We start from the raw sequence: 16109 nt of genomic DNA on the forward strand, positions 1-16109 counted from the left end.
GTGCCCGGTGAGCCGCCCGGGCGCTGTATCGATTCAAGCAGAATTTAATACGCTTTAATTGTTACAGCGCTCTAGGCAAACACTTCAGTTTCAGGCATATAATTTGCTTAAGTTTGGCGCTTCGGCGCCCTGTAGTGGATGGCGCATCGCGCCGGCGAATAAGGTGTTAAGCCCCTGCCATGAAACCATCGCTAGTCTTGAGAATGGGCCAGCAGCTGACGATGACACCGCAGCTGCAACAGGCTATCCGTCTGCTCCAATTGTCGACCCTGGACCTGCAACAGGAAATTCAGGAGGCTCTGGAATCCAATCCGATGCTCGAACGCCAGGAAGAAGGCGAAGACTTCGACAACACCGATCCCTTGGCTGACAACGCCGAACAGAAGCCCAACACCGATATCCAGGAACCCTCCTACCAGGAAACCGCCCCAACGGTGGATAACCTCGAGGAAAGCGACTGGAGCGAGCGCATCCCCAACGAACTCCCGGTCGACACTGCCTGGGAAGATGTCTACCAGACCAGCGCCAGCAGCCTGCCGAGCAGCGATGATGACGAGTGGGACTTCACCACGCGCACTTCAGTGGGCGAAAGCCTGCAAAGCCACCTGCTGTGGCAACTGAATCTGGCACCCATGTCCGACACCGATCGACTGATCGCCGTGACCCTGATCGATTGCATCAACAATCAGGGCTACCTGGACGAAACCCTCGAAGAAATTCTCGAAGCGTTTGATCCGGAACTGGACATCGAACTGGACGAGATCGAAGCCGTTCTGCACCGCATCCAGCAATTCGAGCCTGCCGGCATCGGCGCCCGCAATCTCAGCGAATGCCTGCTGCTGCAATTGCGCCAGCTATCGGCCAAGACGCCCTGGCTGGCTGAAGCGAAACGTCTGGTCAGCGATTACATCGACTTGCTCGGCAGCCGCGATTACAGCCAGTTGATGCGCCGCATGAAGCTCAAGGAAGATGAGTTGCGCCAGGTCATCGAGCTGGTACAGAGCCTCAATCCACGACCGGGCTCACAGATCGAATCGACGGAAGCCGAATACGTCGTTCCGGACGTCATTGTGCGCAAGGACAATGAACGCTGGCTGGTCGAGCTGAATCAGGAGTCGGTACCTCGTCTGCGAGTCAACGCCCAGTACGCAGGCTTTGTGCGTCGCGCCGATACCAGCGCCGACAATACGTTCATGCGCAATCAGTTGCAGGAAGCCCGCTGGTTCATCAAGAGCCTGCAAAGCCGCAACGAAACCCTGATGAAAGTGGCCACCCAGATCGTCGAGCATCAGCGCGGCTTTCTTGAATATGGCGACGAAGCCATGAAGCCGCTGGTGCTGCATGACATCGCCGAGGCGGTCGGCATGCACGAGTCGACCATCTCCCGGGTGACCACGCAAAAATTCATGCATACCCCGCGCGGTATTTATGAACTGAAATACTTTTTCTCCAGCCACGTCAGCACCTCCGAGGGCGGCGAATGCTCGTCCACGGCGATCCGCGCGATCATCAAAAAACTGGTTGCCGCGGAAAATCAGAAAAAGCCGTTGAGTGACAGCAAGATCGCTGGTTTACTGGAGGCACAAGGCATTCAGGTGGCTCGCCGCACCGTCGCCAAGTACCGCGAATCCCTCGGGATCGCGCCTTCGAGCGAACGCAAGCGGTTGATGTAAGCCACGTTACAGCGTTCCAGTGGCAGGCTTTTCGGCCTGCCGCTTTATGCACTGGCAACGAAGGAGAAGCTGTATGCAAGTCAACATCAGTGGACACCAACTGGAAGTGACCGAACCTCTGCGCGACTACATCAATGAGAAACTTCAACGATTAGAGCGACATTTCGACAAGATCACCAACGTGCAAGTCACGATGTGCGTCGAAAAGCTGAAGCAGAAAATCGAAGCCACCTTGCATATCCCCGGCAGTGAAGTGGTCGCCAACGCAGAACATACCGATATGTATGCCGCGATCGACGCCTTGACCGACAAGCTGGACAAACAACTCAAAAAGCATAAGGAAAAGACCCAGAGCCTGCTCCAGGGCGCGACCGGTCGATAACCCCCTACCCCATGATCCGACTTGAAAGTATCCTGACCCCCGGCCGTTCCCTCGTGAACGTGCCGGGCGGCAGTAAAAAGAAAGCCCTCGAACAGATTGCCAACCTGATCGCCCGCGAAGTGCCGGATCTGGAGATGCAAGATGTCTTCGAGGCTCTGATTGCCCGTGAAAAACTCGGTTCTACCGGTTTTGGTAACGGCATCGCTATTCCTCACTGTCGCCTCAAGGGTTGCCAGTCGCCGATCAGCGCTCTGATGCACCTTGAAGCCCCTATCGATTTCGACGCCATCGACGGTGCGCCGGTTGACCTGCTGTTCGTACTGCTGGTCCCCGAAGCCGCCACCGATGCGCATCTGGAGTTGCTACGCCAGATCGCCAGCATGCTGGATCGCAAAGATGTGCGCGATAAACTGCGCAGCGCTTCAAGCAATGAAGCCTTGTACCAGGTTGTAGTGGACGAGCAGAGCGGGCAGTAATCATGCGCTTGATCATCGTCAGTGGCCGTTCCGGCTCAGGTAAAAGTACCGCGCTGAATGTCCTTGAGGACAACGGTTACTATTGCATCGACAATCTGCCGGCAGGCTTGCTGCCGGAACTCGCTGAGCGCGCACTGATCCACACTGAACTGGCGCAACCGCTGGTGGCGGTGTCGATCGATGCGCGCAACCTGCCAAGTCATCTCTCGCGTTTTCCCGAACTGCTTGAAGAAGTGCGCAGCCGCCATATCCAGTGCGATGTGCTGTATCTGGATGCCGACGAAGAGACCCTGCTCAAGCGTTTTTCGGAAACCCGTCGGCGCCACCCGCTGAGCAACGCCAATCGTTCGCTGGCCGAAGCGATCCAGGATGAAACTGCCCTGTTGGGGCCCATCGCCGACCTGGCCGATCTGAAGATCAATACCACCAATCTGAACCTGTACCAGTTGCGCGACACCATAAAGCTGCGTCTGCTGAGTCAGCCGGAGTCGGGCACGGCATTTCTGGTTGAGTCATTTGGCTTCAAACGCGGCATGCCGGTGGATGCGGATCTGGTGTTTGACGTGCGCTGCCTGCCCAATCCGTACTGGAAGCCTGAGCTGCGTGCGCAATCGGGGCTCGATGAGCCGGTGGCCGAATACCTGGCAGCGCAGCCCGAGATTGAAGAAATGTTCCAGGACATTTTCAGCTACCTGCACAAATGGCTACCGCGCTTCGCCGCGAGCAATCGCGCCTACGTTACTGTTGCCATTGGCTGCACCGGCGGGCACCACCGCTCCGTCTACCTGACCGAACGCCTGGGTCAGACTCTGCAGAAAACACTGAAGAACGTCCAGGTCCGCCACCGCGACCTCACCTAAAGGATTCACACCGCGATGCCTGCTCTGGAAATCGAAATCATCAACAAACTGGGTTTGCATGCCCGAGCGTCGGCGAAGTTTGTCGGGGTTGCCGGTCAGTATTCCGACTGCACGATCAGAGTAGGCCGCACACCAGAGACAACGGTTGATGGCAAAAGCATCATGGCAATGATGATGCTGGCAGCTGGCAAAGGCACCAAAATCTATCTGAGCACCGAAGGCCATCAGGAACAGGAAGCGCTGGATGCGCTGGTGGCGTTGATCAACAACTACTTCGACGAAGGCGGCTGACAGCCAAAATCAAAAGATCGCAGCCTGCGGCAGCTCCTACATTGGAATGCGTTTCCTGTAGGAGCTGCCGCAGGCTGCGATCTTTTGATCTTCAACCCAGCGCCGTATCCATCACCATCATCAAACAGAACCCGATCAGCAAACCAAGGCTGGCCAGCTTGTCATGACCATTGCGTCGCGACTCCGGAATCACTTCGTGGGTCACCACCAGCAACATCGCCCCGGCCGCCAGCGCCAGGCCTAACGGCAACAGCACCTGCGCCAGACTGACCAGCCACGCACACAACAGCGCAAACACCGGTTCGACCAGCCCTGACGCCGCGCCGATCAAGAACGCCTTGACCCGTGACATCCCCGCCCCAGCCAATACCAACGCAATTACCAGTCCTTCCGGTACGTCCTGCAAGGCGATGCCCATGGCCAGACTGTCCGCGTCCGGCATGCCGCCGCCGGCCGATACCCCGACGGCCATTCCCTCAGGGATGTTATGAGCAATGATGGCGAACACGAACAGCCAGATCCGCGGTGGAATCACCGGGTGCTCGACGCTGCCCACGAGCATTTCCGGTGACGCACCGGACACCTTGCGATCCACCAGATACAGGCAGAACGCACCGAGCATGATGCCGAAGCAGATCAGGCCACTCGCCGCCCACGGTGTCAGACCCAGGCTCTCTGCGGCTGCAATGCCCGGGACAATCAGCGAAAACGCCGTCGCCGCCAGCATCACCCCGGCACCAAACCCCAGCAGCGTATCGCTGAGCGCCTGTGGCATGCGCCGAATCACCAACACCGGCACCGCTCCGAGCGCGGTGCCGAGCGCGCAGAGTGCGCCACCCTGCAACGCCCGCGACAGCCTCGGTTCCAGATTCAGCCATTCCAGTCCGTGAGCTGCCAGTAAGGTCATGCCCGCCAGCAGCAACAGCGATCCCACTGCGTAACGAAACATACGCCCGCTTCCGACCGCCAGTGTCTCAGTGCCCATAGTCAGCCTTGAATTGTTTTTTTAGAAGACTTAAACCAGTGCAGCCTGATAGCGCGCAGCCACTTCAGGCCAATTGATCACGTTGTAGAACGCGTTGATGTATTCCGGCCGACGGTTCTGGTAGCGCAGGTAGTAGGCGTGCTCCCAAACGTCGAGGCCGAGAATCGGTGTGTTGCCGTTCATCAACGGACTGTCCTGATTACCGCTGCTTTCCACGACCAGTTTTTTCTCCGGGGTCACGCTCAGCCAGGCCCAGCCACTGCCGAACCGGGTCAGCGCAGCTTTGGTGAATGCCTCTTTGAAACTGTCGAGGCCACCCAGCTGTTCGTCGATGGCCTCGGCCAGCGCCCCGTCCGGTTTGCCGCCGCCGTTGGGTACCATGACTTCCCAGAACAGCGAGTGGTTGGCATGGCCGCCGCCCTGATTGATCACCGCCGCGCGAAGTTTTTCCGGCAACTGTTGAACGCTGGCCACCAGTTTTTCTACTGGCCATCCGGCATATTCAGTGCCTTCCACCGCAGCGTTGAGGTTGTTGATGTAGGTCTGGTGATGCTTGGTGTAATGGATTTCCATGGTCTGCGCATCGATGTGCGGCTCCAGGGCATCGTAGGCATAAGGCAAGGCAGGCAAGGTAAAAGCCATTTCAATGGACTCCATGGTGATGTGGGGCTGGTGCGCGGCGCGCATTGCCGGTATCCGGACGCAACAGACGCTGGGTGCGTGGGTATTCGCCGTGGTCGCTGATGAAATTCAGCAGCTCGACGTACGTTTTGCTGCTCTGACGCAACGCCGCTTCACGCAGCGCGAGGCGCTGACGTTCGTCCTGCATCGTCTGCAACAGCCGTTGATGAATGGCGCAAAGGTATTCGGCGCTTTCTTCCGGCTGATTCAGGCGCAAGTGCAGATCCGCCAGGTTGTGATGGGAGATGACGCAGGCCGCCACCGCTTCGTCGGCATCGGCCCAGCGTTCGAACAGCACTTGCGCCAGGGCCAGCGCCTGCAGATAAGCCTCACGGGCATCGATCAGCTCGCCCAACATGAAGCAGCGATTGGCCCGTTCGATCGTGCGTTTCCAGTGCTCCATGGTGAGCCTCCAAAGCGGTTGCGGGGATTACACGCCGCCAGCGGTGAGTTTCTCGGGGTTGAGCAACTCTTCCAGCTGACTGCGCGACAGGTCGGTGTGCTCCAGCGCAACGTCGATCACCGGGCGACCCTGTTTGTAGGCCTGCTTGGCGATTTCGGCGGCTTTCTGGTAACCGATGATCGGGTTGAGTGCGGTGACCAGAATCGGATTGCGCGACAGCGCTTCCTTGAGCCGCGACTCGTTGACCTTGAAGCTGGCGATGGCTTTGTCAGCCAACAGGCGACTGGAGTTGGCCAGCAACTCGATGCTGCTCAACAGGTTCTGGGCAATGATTGGTAGCATCACGTTCAGCTCGAAATTGCCCGACTGGCCGGCGATGGTGATCACCGAATCGTTGCCGATCACTTGGGCGGCGACCATGGCGGTCGCTTCCGGGATCACCGGGTTGACCTTGCCCGGCATGATCGACGAACCCGGCTGCAGGGCTTCGAGTTCGATTTCGCCGAGACCGGCCAAGGGCCCTGAGTTCATCCAGCGCAGGTCATTGGCGATTTTCATCAGCGACACAGCGATGGCCTTGAGCTGTCCGGAGACCGCTACGGCGGTGTCTTGCGAGCCGATCAGCGCGAACAGGTCTTTGCCTTGGGTGAACTGCACATGGGTCAACTGGCTGAGTTGACGGCTGAACCGCGCGGCGAACTCCGGATGTGCGTTGATTCCGGTACCGACCGCCGTCCCGCCCTGCGCGAGGGATTGCAGGCTTGGCAGCAGGTCCTGCAAATGACCGATGTTGGCCTTCAGTTGTTGCGCCCAGCCGTTGAGCACCTGGCTCATACGCACCGGCATCGCATCCATCAAATGCGTACGCCCGGTTTTGACGTGGTGATGCACTTGCTCGGCTTTGTGCTCGATGACCTGCACCAGGTGCAACATCGCCGGCAGCAGTTGTTCGTGCAGGGCCAGCGCAGCACTGACGTGGATGGTGGTCGGGATGATGTCGTTGCTGCTCTGGCCACAGTTGACGTGATCGTTGGCATTGACCGGCTCGCCAAGCAGGCGGCTGGCCAGGGTGGCGATCACCTCGTTGGCGTTCATGTTGGAACTGGTGCCAGAGCCGGTCTGGAAAATATCCACCGGGAAATGCCGCATGAAATCGCCTTCAAGCAAGCCTTGCGCGGCGTCGCTGATGGCTTTGCCCTGAGCGGCGCTGATCTGGTTGAGTTCGACGTTGGCCCGGGCTGCGGCGGCTTTGGCCAGGATCAATGCGCGGATGAATTGCGTCGGCATCGGTTTGCCGCTGATCGGGAAGTTATCCACTGCGCGCTGGGTTTGCGCGCCGTAGAGAGCGTCCACCGGCACCTGCAATTCGCCCATGCTGTCGCGCTCAATACGAGTGTTAGGGTCTGCCATCAGTAAATCCTTGGACTAATTCAATAAGTGGAATCGAGGGTTGCAACTCGCAGGTCGCCAGTTGCCAGGTGTAGCGTTGCCAGCGTTTAAGCCGGCATTTGCACAGCGACAGGCGCTCCATTTCACGCAAGGGACGCCAGGCTTGATCGAGACAGAGGCTGCGCCAGTGCCACGGCAACGCGATGTCGGTGGCCGTGTCGAGCAGCAATCGGAAGGAAGTTTCAGCGACGGTCCAGGGCGAGGTCGCCGTGCAACAGGACAGATACCGGCCCTCGGCCAGGTAATGTTCGATCAGGCGCGGTTCGTCAGGATCCATCGCGCATCGGATCTGACGACTCATCCAGCGCCAGCTTTCGAGGTACGGCTGCTCGTGCAAGGCAGAACTCATGATCCACGGCTCATTCGATAATGAGATTTATTATTAGATGATAATGAGAACCAACACAAGAGCGCTCTTTGTAGGGGCTGCCGCAGGCTGCGATCTTTTGATTTTGATTTTTAGAAACAAGATCGATCAGTCACAGCCATCGGCAGCGCCTACAAAAGCAGGCATAAAAAAGGCGCGCCACCCGATGGGGTGGCGCGCCTTTTTGCGTAGCAGATGGACGTTTAGCTGCCCGCCACCGTCATTCGCTCGATCAACACCGAGCCAGTGCGGATGTTGCTGCGCAGTTCCAGATCATTACCCACTGCGACGATCTGCTTGAACATGTCGCGCATGTTGCCGGCGATGGTCACTTCCTGCACCGCGAACTGAATTTCGCCATTCTCGACCCAGAAACCCGCCGCCCCGCGCGAATAGTCGCCGGTGACCATGTTCAATCCATGGCCCATCAACTCGGTGACCAACAACCCGCGACCCATGCGCCGCAACAATGCCGCTTGGTCTTCGTCGCCATGGGTGACGAACAGGTTGTGCACGCCGCCAGCGTTGGCGGTGCTCGGCATGCCGAGTTTACGGCCGGAGTAAGTACCGAGGATGTACGACACCAACTCGCCTTTCTCGACGAACGGTTTGGCGTAGGTCGCCAGACCATCACCATCGTAGGAGGCGCTGCCCATGGCGCGCATCAGGTGAGGACGCTCATCGATGGTCAGCCACTCCGGGAACAGTTTCTGGCCCAGCGTGCCTTCCAGGAACGACGATTTTCGATACAGGCTGCCACCGGAAACCGCCGAGAGGAAACTGCCGAACAACCCGCCCGCCAGTTCGGCGGAAAACAGCACCGGCACTTCACAGGTCGGCACCGGACGCGCGCCCAAGCGACCCGCCGCCCGCTGCGCGGCACGTTGGCCGATGCTCACCGGGTCGGCCAGCAACTCGCCCTGACGGCTCACGTCGTACCAGTAATCGCGCTGCATCTGGCCATCGGCTTCGGCGATCATCACGCAACTCAGGCTGTGTCGTGTCGACGCATAGCCACCGATGAAACCGTGGCTGTTGCCATACACGCGGCAGCCCTGGTGGGTGCTGAGTGTGGTGCCGTCGGCGTTTTTGATCCGCGCATCGGCATCGAAAGCGGCCGCTTCACAGAGCAACGCTTTCTCGATGGCCTGTTCCGGGGTGATGTCCCATTCGTGGAACAAGTCGAAATCCTGCTGATCCCTGGCCATCAACGCCGCATCGGCCAAGCCTGAGGCTTCATCCTCGGATGTGTGCCTGGCGATCGCCAGTGCGGCAGCCACCGTCTCGCGAATCGCATCCGGCCCGGTGGCGGAGGTGCTGGCAGAGCCTTTGCGCTGGCCGACATACAACGTGATGCCAAAGCCCTGATCGCGGTTGAACTCGACTGTTTCGACCTCGCGCTGACGCACGGATGTCGACAGGCCCTGCTCCAGCGACACCGCGACTTCACAGGCACTGGCGCCCTGGCGCTTGGCTTCGGCGATGATCTGCTCGACTTGTTCCTGCAGTGCCGGCAATGCCTGCGGGCCGACGCTTTGAACTGCACTCATGCTCATCTCCACTCAAATTCTGCTTTCGGCTGGGGTCATCGAGCGACCGGGCCGGACAAGCGGCCCCCGACTGGTTATCATGGCGGCGTTTCTTTGCGGACTGCCACCATGGTTGATTCTTACGACGACTCCCTCGATACGGGAGAAAAAAGCAAATCTCAGGTCAAACGCGAGCTGCATGCTCTGGTTGACCTTGGCGAGCGCCTTACAACACTCAAGCCTGACTTGGTGGCAAAACTGCCACTGACCGACGCGATGCGCCGTGCCTTGGCCGATGCGCCGAAGCACACCGCGAATATTGCGCGGAAACGGCATTTGCAGTTCATCGGCAAACTGATGCGCGATCAGGACACTGACGCGATCCTCATTTTGCTCGATCAACTCGATGCCTCCACTCGTCAGTACAACGAGCGTTTCCACAATCTCGAACGCTGGCGTGACCGCCTGATCGCCGGTGATGATGCCGTGCTGGAGAAATTCGTCCTGGAGTACCCGGACGCCGATCGCCAGCAACTGCGTTCCCTGATCCGTCAGGCTCAGCATGAGGTTGCGCAAAACAAAGCGCCTGCCTCAAGCCGTAAAATCTTCAAGTACATCCGTGAGCTGGACGAGACTCAACGCGGTCTGCGTTGATATTCGCCACCGGGTGGCCGCCCTGCGCGCCACCCGAAGCTCCATCCCTTCCTATGCGCCCGTGCCACTCACGGTGATCGCATCGATTTTCAGCGTCGGCTGGCCAACACCCACTGGTACCGACTGCCCATCCTTGCCACACGTTCCCACACCGCTATCGAGCGAAAGATCGTTACCGACCATCGACACCCGGCTCATCGCCTCAGGGCCGTTGCCGATCAACGTCGCACCTTTGACCGGCGCGGTGATCTTGCCGTCTTCGATCAGATACGCCTCGCTGGTGGAGAACACGAATTTGCCGCTGGTAATGTCGACCTGACCGCCGCCAAGGTTGGCGCAGTAGATGCCTTTCTTCACCGAGGCGATGATTTCGGCCGGATCGCTTTCGCCGCCAAGCATGTAGGTGTTGGTCATCCGCGGCATCGGCAGGTGTGCATAGGATTCACGACGACCGTTGCCGGTACGGGCTACGCCCATCAAGCGCGCGTTGAGCTTGTCCTGCATGTAGCCCTTGAGCACGCCGTTTTCGATCAGCGTGGTGCACTCGGTCGGGGTGCCTTCGTCGTCGACGCTCAGCGAGCCGCGACGGCCGCTCAAGGTGCCGTCATCGACGATGGTGCAGAGCTTGGAAGCAACCATTTCGCCCATACGGCCGCTGTAGGCGGAGCTGCCCTTGCGGTTGAAGTCGCCTTCCAGACCGTGGCCAACCGCTTCATGCAGCAGCACACCGGACCAGCCCGAACCCAGCACCACCGGCAGCGTCCCGGCCGGTGCCGGAATCGCTTCCAGGTTCACCAGCGCCTGACGCAGCGCTTCACGGGCATAACCCATGGCGCGGTCTTCAGCGAGGAAATAACGGTAGTCGGTACGCCCGCCGCCGCCATGGCCGCCGCGCTCACGACGACCGTTCTGCTCGACAATAACGCTGACATTGAAACGCACCAGCGGTCGAACATCCGCCGCCAGACCGCCGTCGGTGGAAGCCACCAGAATGCGCTCCCAGACCCCGGCCATGCTCACGCTGACTTGCTGGATACGCGGATCGAGCGCGCGCGTGGCGACGTCGATACGCTTGAGCAGTTCGACTTTCTCGGCACGGCTCATTACTTCCAGCGGATTGTCCGGCGCATACAACTGGGCGACGTCCTGAGTGGTGAACGCCTGCACCGTGCCGTTCTGCCCGGCTCGGGAAATCGAACGGGCCGCACGCGCCGCCGCACCCAGGGCTTCAAGGGTGATCGCGTTGCTGTAGGCGAAACCGGTTTTCTCACCGGACTGCGCACGCACACCGACACCTTGGTCGAGATTGAAACTGCCTTCCTTGACGATGCCGTCTTCCAGCGCCCAGGACTCGGAGATCTGGCCCTGGAAATACAGGTCGGCAGCATCGATGCCCGGGCCCGCCAGATCGCCGAGTACGCTTTGCAGGCTCTCGATCGTCACGCCGCCGGGCGCCAAAAGGTGATCACTGACTGAGGACAACAACTCGCTCATGGTTTAGGCCTTAAATTCGTGTTCTGAAGCAGGTCGCTGTGCGCCCTGCGAGAAAAACCGCCGATGACTCGTCACCGGCATCCGCGCCCTGATGGACGCTTGTTCATTACTATCGCGTTCGGCCAGCAACACCGCTTCGCCTTGATCCTGACTCGCCAGCACTCGGCCCCATGGGTCGATGATCGCCGCGTGCCCGAAAGTTTCTCGCGGTCCCGGATGGGTTCCGCCCTGCGCAGCCGCCAGCACATAACACTGTGTTTCGATGGCCCGCGCACGAATCAATACGTCCCAATGCGCCGCGCCGGTCACGGCGGTAAAGGCCGATGGGGCGGTAATCAACTCGGCACCGGCAGCGCGCAATTCGCTGTACAGCTCCGGAAAGCGCAGGTCGTAACATACGGTCAGGCCCACTTTGCCGACCGGTGTCTGCGCAACCACCACACCACTGCCATAAGCATAGTCATCGGATTCGCGGTAACGGCCTCGATTGTCCGCTACATCCACATCAAACAGATGCAACTTGTCATACCGTGCAACGGTTTCGCCCTGATCGTCGACCAGCAGCGAACACGCGTGTGATTTGCCCGTCGGTTGATCAACCGGAGGCAACGGCAATGTGCCGGCCACTATCCATAACTTGAGGTCGCGGGCGGTCTGTTTCAACCATGGCAGGATCGGTCCTTCGCCAAGGGCTTCAGCGCGGCCGATATCGGCGATGTCGCGACGGCCCATGGCGGCGAAGTTTTCCGGCAGTACCGCCAGCTTCGCGCCACCGGCCGCTGCCTGCTCAAGCAAGCGCCGGGCCTGGGCCAGATTGGCCAGCACGTCACTCTGGCTGACCATTTGAATCACCGCTAAAGACATGGCCGCTCCTGGCTGGAATGAATGACGACCTGTAGGAGCTGCCGCAGGCTGCGATCTTTTGATCTGGCTCTTATAAAACAAAAGCAAAGATCGCAGCCTTCGGCAGCGCCTACACGGGCGCTTGCCTCATGCTACTCAAAAAGGCTTGTCGAAAGTGATTTTCGGCTCTTTCCACGGACCTTTGACGGTGTATTTCACACTGGCAAAGCGTGACACACGGTCGCCGATGAGCTTGTCGATCAGGAACAGCGCCCCGCCGACCGCCGGAGCACCCACAAGCAACGCGGCAATCGGCAGGTTATTGGTCACCGGCAGCGTCACCAGCAACTTGGCGTCGACCTGTTCAGCCACCAGGTCCAACTTGCCGTTGAGCTCAATATTACTCGATGGCCCGGTCAGGCGAATTGGCTCTTTGGTATCGTAAACACCGTTCGTCGCCACCAGCAGGCCTTTGACCCGGTCATAGCTCAGCCCTTTGCCGAACAGGTCGGAAAAGTCCAGGCGCAAACGGCGGCCAATGGAGTTGAAATTGAGCAGGCCGAACACTCGCAAAGCCTGCGCGCCACCTTCCACCTCGACAAACTGGCCCTTGTTCAGCGACGCATCGAGGGTGCCGGAGAAACGCTTGGTCGCCAGCCACGCCGGCGAACCCGGCCAGCGACCATCGACATCCATGTGGAATTCTTCGCTGGTCACACTCGGTGCGAAGCCCCAGCCTTTGAGGACATCGGCGAGGTTCTTGCCGCCGATCCGGCCCTTGAACCAGCTAGTGCTGGAACCCGGTGCACCTTCCCAGCCGCCATTGCCCTGCAACAGGATGCCTTTGAGCCCCATGTCGAGATTGTTCATGGCGATCCCATTGCTGGTCGGGCGGATCTTCAGCGACCAGCCACCGACCAGATCCTGGCCCAGGAACAGTTGATTGATGATGATATCCAGCGCCGGGATTTTCGTCGGGTCGACAGACGCCAACGGATCAGGTGAATTCTCGTCAGCCTGCACCGTCGGATCCGGCGCCGGCAGTCGCACGTATTGCAGGTTCACCGCAATCGGCGCGTTTTTGGCGTCTGGCAGGCCAGCAGTGCCTTTGGCCTGCTGACTGTCGAGCGCCAGATTCCACGCCCCCGGTTTGCGGTTCAGCTGAACCGAGGCCTGATCCAGCGTCGTGCCGAATGCCGTCAGTTTGCCAATCTTGAAATCGGCACTGCTCAACAGTTGCTTGGCATTGCCACCCGGATCCTGTCCGGCGTATTTGCCAACCAGATCCTGCCAAGGTGCGACGTCCAGCTCCGACAGCACACCGCGAACCCGCAAACCCTTGGCGCCCGGCAATACGGCTTCGCCCGCCCCGAGGAACAACTCACCGCGCCCCTGGGCAAAATCAGTCGGCGGCGCAGCAAAGGTAAAACTGGCCAGTTGACCGTAACTGACCCAATAACGCCGCTCCTGCCCTTGCAGGGTCATGCGGAAAACGGTGTCTCGACCGACATCCGCCGTCATGCCAAACGGTGCTGGCAGATCGATCGCCACACCTTTGAGATTGGAGCTGACCATCAACTGGCTGTCGTTACCGTCCAGGTTCAGTTGCAACTGATAGGGAATCGTCCCGGACGCTGGCAACGGTTGGGTGACGCCGAGCCAGTCAGTCAGTTTCTTGACTTCGACCTGCCCCGACGCAGCGACACGGGTCTTGAGCTGGTTGGCGCTGCCATCAGCGAAAATCTGCGCAGTAACCGGCTTGTCGAACGCTCGGGCAGCGATATTCTGCCCGCTGAGACCCTTGGCGCTGTCGAAGCGGAAATCACCCTTGAGTTGCGTCAGCTCCAGTTTCGGCTCCGCCAGTTTCAGCCGCGCGTTGGCGGTCTTGAAGTCGACGACGATTTTCGGCTGATCGCCGCCCTTGTCCAGCGGCACGTCGAGCTTGAGCTTGCCTTGCAGATCGCCCGCGCCTTCCCAACCGGCAAAGGTTTCACCGGTACCGATCGGTGCAGCCTGAAGAATCTTCAAACCGTCACCCAGACCACCCGCAAACGCGCCGTCGAGGTACATATGGGTATGTTGTCCGGCCGGGACATGGGGAATGTTGACGAAGACGTTGCTGACCTGGGTGTCGAGCAATTGGCCTTTGCTGGCCCAGATCCGCACGCCGCTGTCCTCGATGAACACGTCGCCACTGACCTTGCTCACATGCGGCCAACCCGGCTGGAAAGCCAGTTCGGCGTCATGCACCTTGAAGAACAGACTGATGCTGCGATCAGCCTCCCCGGCGTTCTTGCTCAGCGAGCCTTGATACTGGAAGAAACCCTGATCCACCGCGCCCTTGAGAATTGCCGTACGCAGCCATTCATCCAGCGCCGGGCTCAACACTTCGGGCAAGTACTTGGCGGTATATCGGCCGTCGCCATCAACCAGACCGACCCGCAGGTCCATGTAGTCTTCCTGGCTGTGATCGAAATGCAGGCGAATCAGGAAGTCACCGGCAATCTTGCCCTCTTCGCCCAGCACCTTCAGGTACGGTGCGATCAGGGTGAAGCCATCCTTATCAAGCTTCCATGTGAGGCGGGCGTTGGCCTGAATGTACTGCCATGGCTTGGCGAAAATCGGATCGAGGTGCAGGACGAAATCCTTGCTGTCCATGCGCAACTCACCCCCATCGAGGTTGCCGCTGAGGCTACCGCTGACATTCCGCGCCGCCGGAGCGCCGTGATAGGCATCAAAACCTACGGAATCGAGGTTGGCAGCAAAGCCGAATTTGGTTCCGTCCGTGGCATTCGGGCGGAAATCCAGCAGGACATTGCGCAGGCCGCCGGTGACCTTCAGGCGCTCCACGGCTGTGGCGACACCCTGCGGCAATGGCCCCAACGCGTTGAGCAATGGGGTGATGGGGGTCAGGTCGAGGCGATCAGCCTGTAAGTGCCAGAGCTCCTCGACCTTGTCAGTGGCGCGGGTCTGCTGCACTTGCACTCGCGATTCCCAGCGGGTTTCACCGAAATTCATCGCCAGCGAATCGAAAGTGACCGTCGCGCCTTTGGCACTGGTTTCGTAATAGGCGTTGAGCGCCAGATTGTTGATCTGGATCGGCTTGCGCTCGGCGTAAGCACCGGTCAGTTGCGGGGCATTCAAACGAATCGCGGCACTTTGCAAAGTGCCCTCGGCCCAGTTCACCCATAGCTCGCCGCCGGCTTTGATCTCGGAGAAATTCCACTGCTGGGTCAGGCGCTCCGGCAGCCACTTCGACCAGTCGCTTTGCGGCAGGCTGGCGTAGCCCTCCACCGTGCTGTCGCGTAACTGACTGGGGCGAATCCGCGTGCGCAGGCTCAACGCGACAGGTTGGCCGTCAGGCAAGGTCAAGCGTGCATCAAGGCGTTGCCGACTGGCACCGGTCTTCAGATTGAGGCCGACATAGGTGAGCGTCATCGGCGGGTGATCCAGCGGCTGCAAGGTCACCTGGCTTTCGAGCACCGACAATTGCTGAATCATCTGCGAACGGTTGAACAGTTGCTCGGGATCCAGCGGTTGATCCTTCTGCACCGGCAAACCTTCCAGCGCCCAGGTGCCGTCCTCGGCTTCCTTGAGGCTGATTTTCAGGCCATTGAGTTCCAGATGAGCGATGCGCACTTGGCGGGCCAACAGGCTGGCCCAAAGATCGGGCACTGCCCGCACACGATCGAGGCGCAAGGCATTGGCGCCGTCGCCGACCATCACATCGTGGGCCAACAGGATTGGCGCAAAACCGCTCCAGCTGCCTTCCAGTTCGCCAATCTGCAACGGCATGCCGAGGGCGGCGCTGGCCTTGTCTTCGATGTCGGCTCGATATTCGGCCACCAACGGCGTCAGTTCGCGGCCGAGACTGACGTACAACGCCATCAACACCAGAACCAACGCGCACAGGCCCAGCCCCCAACGGGTGAGTGCGGCCAAAATGCGTGTCAGACGGTCCATGTCAGTTGGCTCCCATGGCAAAAATACTGCGAAAAGCTGAGGCCAGCCGCTGTGAAAAA

Annotated in this window: 15 protein-coding genes; 6 read left to right on the forward strand and 9 right to left on the reverse strand. The window is 59.7% G+C overall.

Features of this window, described 5'->3' with window-relative positions; genetic code table 11:
* Window positions 1-179 precede the first annotated feature (179 nt).
* The 5 genes from IEQ42_RS03870 to IEQ42_RS03890 all read left to right on the forward strand — a co-directional run bounded on the left by IEQ42_RS03870 (window position 180) and on the right by IEQ42_RS03890 (window position 3682).
* A complete protein-coding gene (locus tag IEQ42_RS03870; protein ID WP_210702605.1) occupies window positions 180-1673 on the forward strand; it encodes an RNA polymerase factor sigma-54 in 1494 nt (497 codons plus the stop codon).
* Window positions 1674-1746: 73 nt separating this feature from the next.
* Complete coding sequence (hpf, locus tag IEQ42_RS03875; RefSeq protein WP_047299778.1) at window positions 1747-2055, forward strand: ribosome hibernation-promoting factor, HPF/YfiA family; 309 nt, start codon at window positions 1747-1749, stop codon at window positions 2053-2055.
* 11 nt (window positions 2056-2066) lie between these two features.
* Window positions 2067-2531 carry a PTS IIA-like nitrogen regulatory protein PtsN gene (ptsN, locus tag IEQ42_RS03880; protein WP_042557664.1) on the forward strand — a complete coding sequence of 155 codons (465 nt, stop codon included), beginning with the start codon at window positions 2067-2069 and terminating at the stop codon, window positions 2529-2531.
* A 2-nt stretch (window positions 2532-2533) separates the two neighbouring features.
* The gene (rapZ, locus tag IEQ42_RS03885; RefSeq protein WP_210702606.1) at window positions 2534-3391 is read left to right on the forward strand and encodes an RNase adapter RapZ; all 858 of its coding nucleotides are present in this window, start codon (window positions 2534-2536) and stop codon (window positions 3389-3391) included.
* Between the two features lie 15 nt (window positions 3392-3406).
* A complete protein-coding gene (locus IEQ42_RS03890) occupies window positions 3407-3682 on the forward strand; it encodes an HPr family phosphocarrier protein (protein ID WP_210702607.1) in 276 nt (91 codons plus the stop codon).
* Between the two features lie 91 nt (window positions 3683-3773).
* Here the strand turns inward: IEQ42_RS03890 and IEQ42_RS03895 are convergent, their stop codons facing one another.
* From IEQ42_RS03895 to pmbA, 6 genes are all read right to left on the reverse strand, one after another.
* A complete protein-coding gene (locus tag IEQ42_RS03895) occupies window positions 3774-4667 on the reverse strand; it encodes a ZIP family metal transporter (protein ID WP_210702608.1) in 894 nt (297 codons plus the stop codon).
* Between the two features lie 30 nt (window positions 4668-4697).
* Complete coding sequence (locus tag IEQ42_RS03900; protein WP_210702609.1) at window positions 4698-5309, reverse strand: superoxide dismutase; 612 nt, start codon at window positions 5307-5309, stop codon at window positions 4698-4700.
* A 1-nt stretch (window position 5310) separates the two neighbouring features.
* A complete protein-coding gene (locus IEQ42_RS03905) occupies window positions 5311-5751 on the reverse strand; it encodes a hypothetical protein (RefSeq protein WP_210702610.1) in 441 nt (146 codons plus the stop codon).
* A 27-nt stretch (window positions 5752-5778) separates the two neighbouring features.
* Window positions 5779-7161, reverse strand: coding sequence for a class II fumarate hydratase (locus IEQ42_RS03910; protein WP_210702611.1), 1383 nt, complete (start codon window positions 7159-7161; stop codon window positions 5779-5781).
* Window positions 7148-7549: a hypothetical protein gene (locus IEQ42_RS03915; protein WP_042557658.1), complete on the reverse strand. Its 402-nt coding sequence runs from the start codon at window positions 7547-7549 to the stop codon at window positions 7148-7150. The genes IEQ42_RS03910 and IEQ42_RS03915 overlap by 14 nt, the downstream gene beginning before the upstream one ends.
* Window positions 7550-7770: 221 nt before the next feature.
* Complete coding sequence (gene pmbA / locus IEQ42_RS03920) at window positions 7771-9117, reverse strand: metalloprotease PmbA (RefSeq protein WP_395593392.1); 1347 nt, start codon at window positions 9115-9117, stop codon at window positions 7771-7773.
* 108 nt (window positions 9118-9225) lie between these two features.
* Here pmbA and yjgA point away from each other — a divergent pair, with 108 nt between their 5' ends.
* Window positions 9226-9750 carry a ribosome biogenesis factor YjgA gene (gene yjgA / locus IEQ42_RS03925; protein ID WP_042557656.1) on the forward strand — a complete coding sequence of 175 codons (525 nt, stop codon included), beginning with the start codon at window positions 9226-9228 and terminating at the stop codon, window positions 9748-9750.
* Between the two features lie 51 nt (window positions 9751-9801).
* Here the strand turns inward: yjgA and tldD are convergent, their stop codons facing one another.
* The 3 genes from tldD to IEQ42_RS03940 all read right to left on the reverse strand — a co-directional run bounded on the left by tldD (window position 9802) and on the right by IEQ42_RS03940 (window position 16050).
* Window positions 9802-11244, reverse strand: coding sequence for a metalloprotease TldD (gene tldD, locus IEQ42_RS03930; protein WP_210702613.1), 1443 nt, complete (start codon window positions 11242-11244; stop codon window positions 9802-9804).
* Window positions 11245-11247: 3 nt separating this feature from the next.
* On the reverse strand, window positions 11248-12108 hold the full coding sequence (locus IEQ42_RS03935; RefSeq protein ID WP_210702614.1) for a carbon-nitrogen hydrolase family protein: 861 nt from the start codon (window positions 12106-12108) through the stop codon (window positions 11248-11250).
* 135 nt (window positions 12109-12243) lie between these two features.
* The gene (locus IEQ42_RS03940) at window positions 12244-16050 is read right to left on the reverse strand and encodes a YhdP family protein (protein WP_210702615.1); all 3807 of its coding nucleotides are present in this window, start codon (window positions 16048-16050) and stop codon (window positions 12244-12246) included.
* Window positions 16051-16109: the final 59 nt, after the last annotated feature.

Origin of the sequence: Pseudomonas iridis (assembly GCF_017980685.1) — a bacterium.
In the GTDB taxonomy this organism is placed as follows: domain Bacteria; phylum Pseudomonadota; class Gammaproteobacteria; order Pseudomonadales; family Pseudomonadaceae; genus Aquipseudomonas; species Aquipseudomonas iridis.

Bases quoted from the DNA above. Each gene is read 5' to 3' on its own strand.
- IEQ42_RS03910 (WP_210702611.1), bottom strand. From the start codon at position 7,161: ATGGCAGACCCTAACACTCGTATTGAGCGCGACAGCATGGGCGAATTG.
- yjgA (WP_042557656.1), top strand. From the start codon at position 9,226: ATGGTTGATTCTTACGACGACTCCCTCGATACGGGAGAAAAAAGCAAA.
- pmbA (WP_395593392.1), bottom strand. From the start codon at position 9,117: ATGAGTGCAGTTCAAAGCGTCGGCCCGCAGGCATTGCCGGCACTGCAG.
- IEQ42_RS03915 (WP_042557658.1), bottom strand. From the start codon at position 7,549: ATGAGTTCTGCCTTGCACGAGCAGCCGTACCTCGAAAGCTGGCGCTGG.
- IEQ42_RS03900 (WP_210702609.1), bottom strand. From the start codon at position 5,309: ATGGCTTTTACCTTGCCTGCCTTGCCTTATGCCTACGATGCCCTGGAG.
- IEQ42_RS03870 (WP_210702605.1), top strand. From the start codon at position 180: ATGAAACCATCGCTAGTCTTGAGAATGGGCCAGCAGCTGACGATGACA.
- ptsN (WP_042557664.1), top strand. From the start codon at position 2,067: ATGATCCGACTTGAAAGTATCCTGACCCCCGGCCGTTCCCTCGTGAAC.
- IEQ42_RS03940 (WP_210702615.1), bottom strand. From the start codon at position 16,050: ATGGACCGTCTGACACGCATTTTGGCCGCACTCACCCGTTGGGGGCTG.
- tldD (WP_210702613.1), bottom strand. From the start codon at position 11,244: ATGAGCGAGTTGTTGTCCTCAGTCAGTGATCACCTTTTGGCGCCCGGC.
- IEQ42_RS03905 (WP_210702610.1), bottom strand. From the start codon at position 5,751: ATGGAGCACTGGAAACGCACGATCGAACGGGCCAATCGCTGCTTCATG.
- IEQ42_RS03935 (WP_210702614.1), bottom strand. From the start codon at position 12,108: ATGTCTTTAGCGGTGATTCAAATGGTCAGCCAGAGTGACGTGCTGGCC.
- rapZ (WP_210702606.1), top strand. From the start codon at position 2,534: ATGCGCTTGATCATCGTCAGTGGCCGTTCCGGCTCAGGTAAAAGTACC.
- hpf (WP_047299778.1), top strand. From the start codon at position 1,747: ATGCAAGTCAACATCAGTGGACACCAACTGGAAGTGACCGAACCTCTG.
- IEQ42_RS03895 (WP_210702608.1), bottom strand. From the start codon at position 4,667: ATGGGCACTGAGACACTGGCGGTCGGAAGCGGGCGTATGTTTCGTTAC.
- IEQ42_RS03890 (WP_210702607.1), top strand. From the start codon at position 3,407: ATGCCTGCTCTGGAAATCGAAATCATCAACAAACTGGGTTTGCATGCC.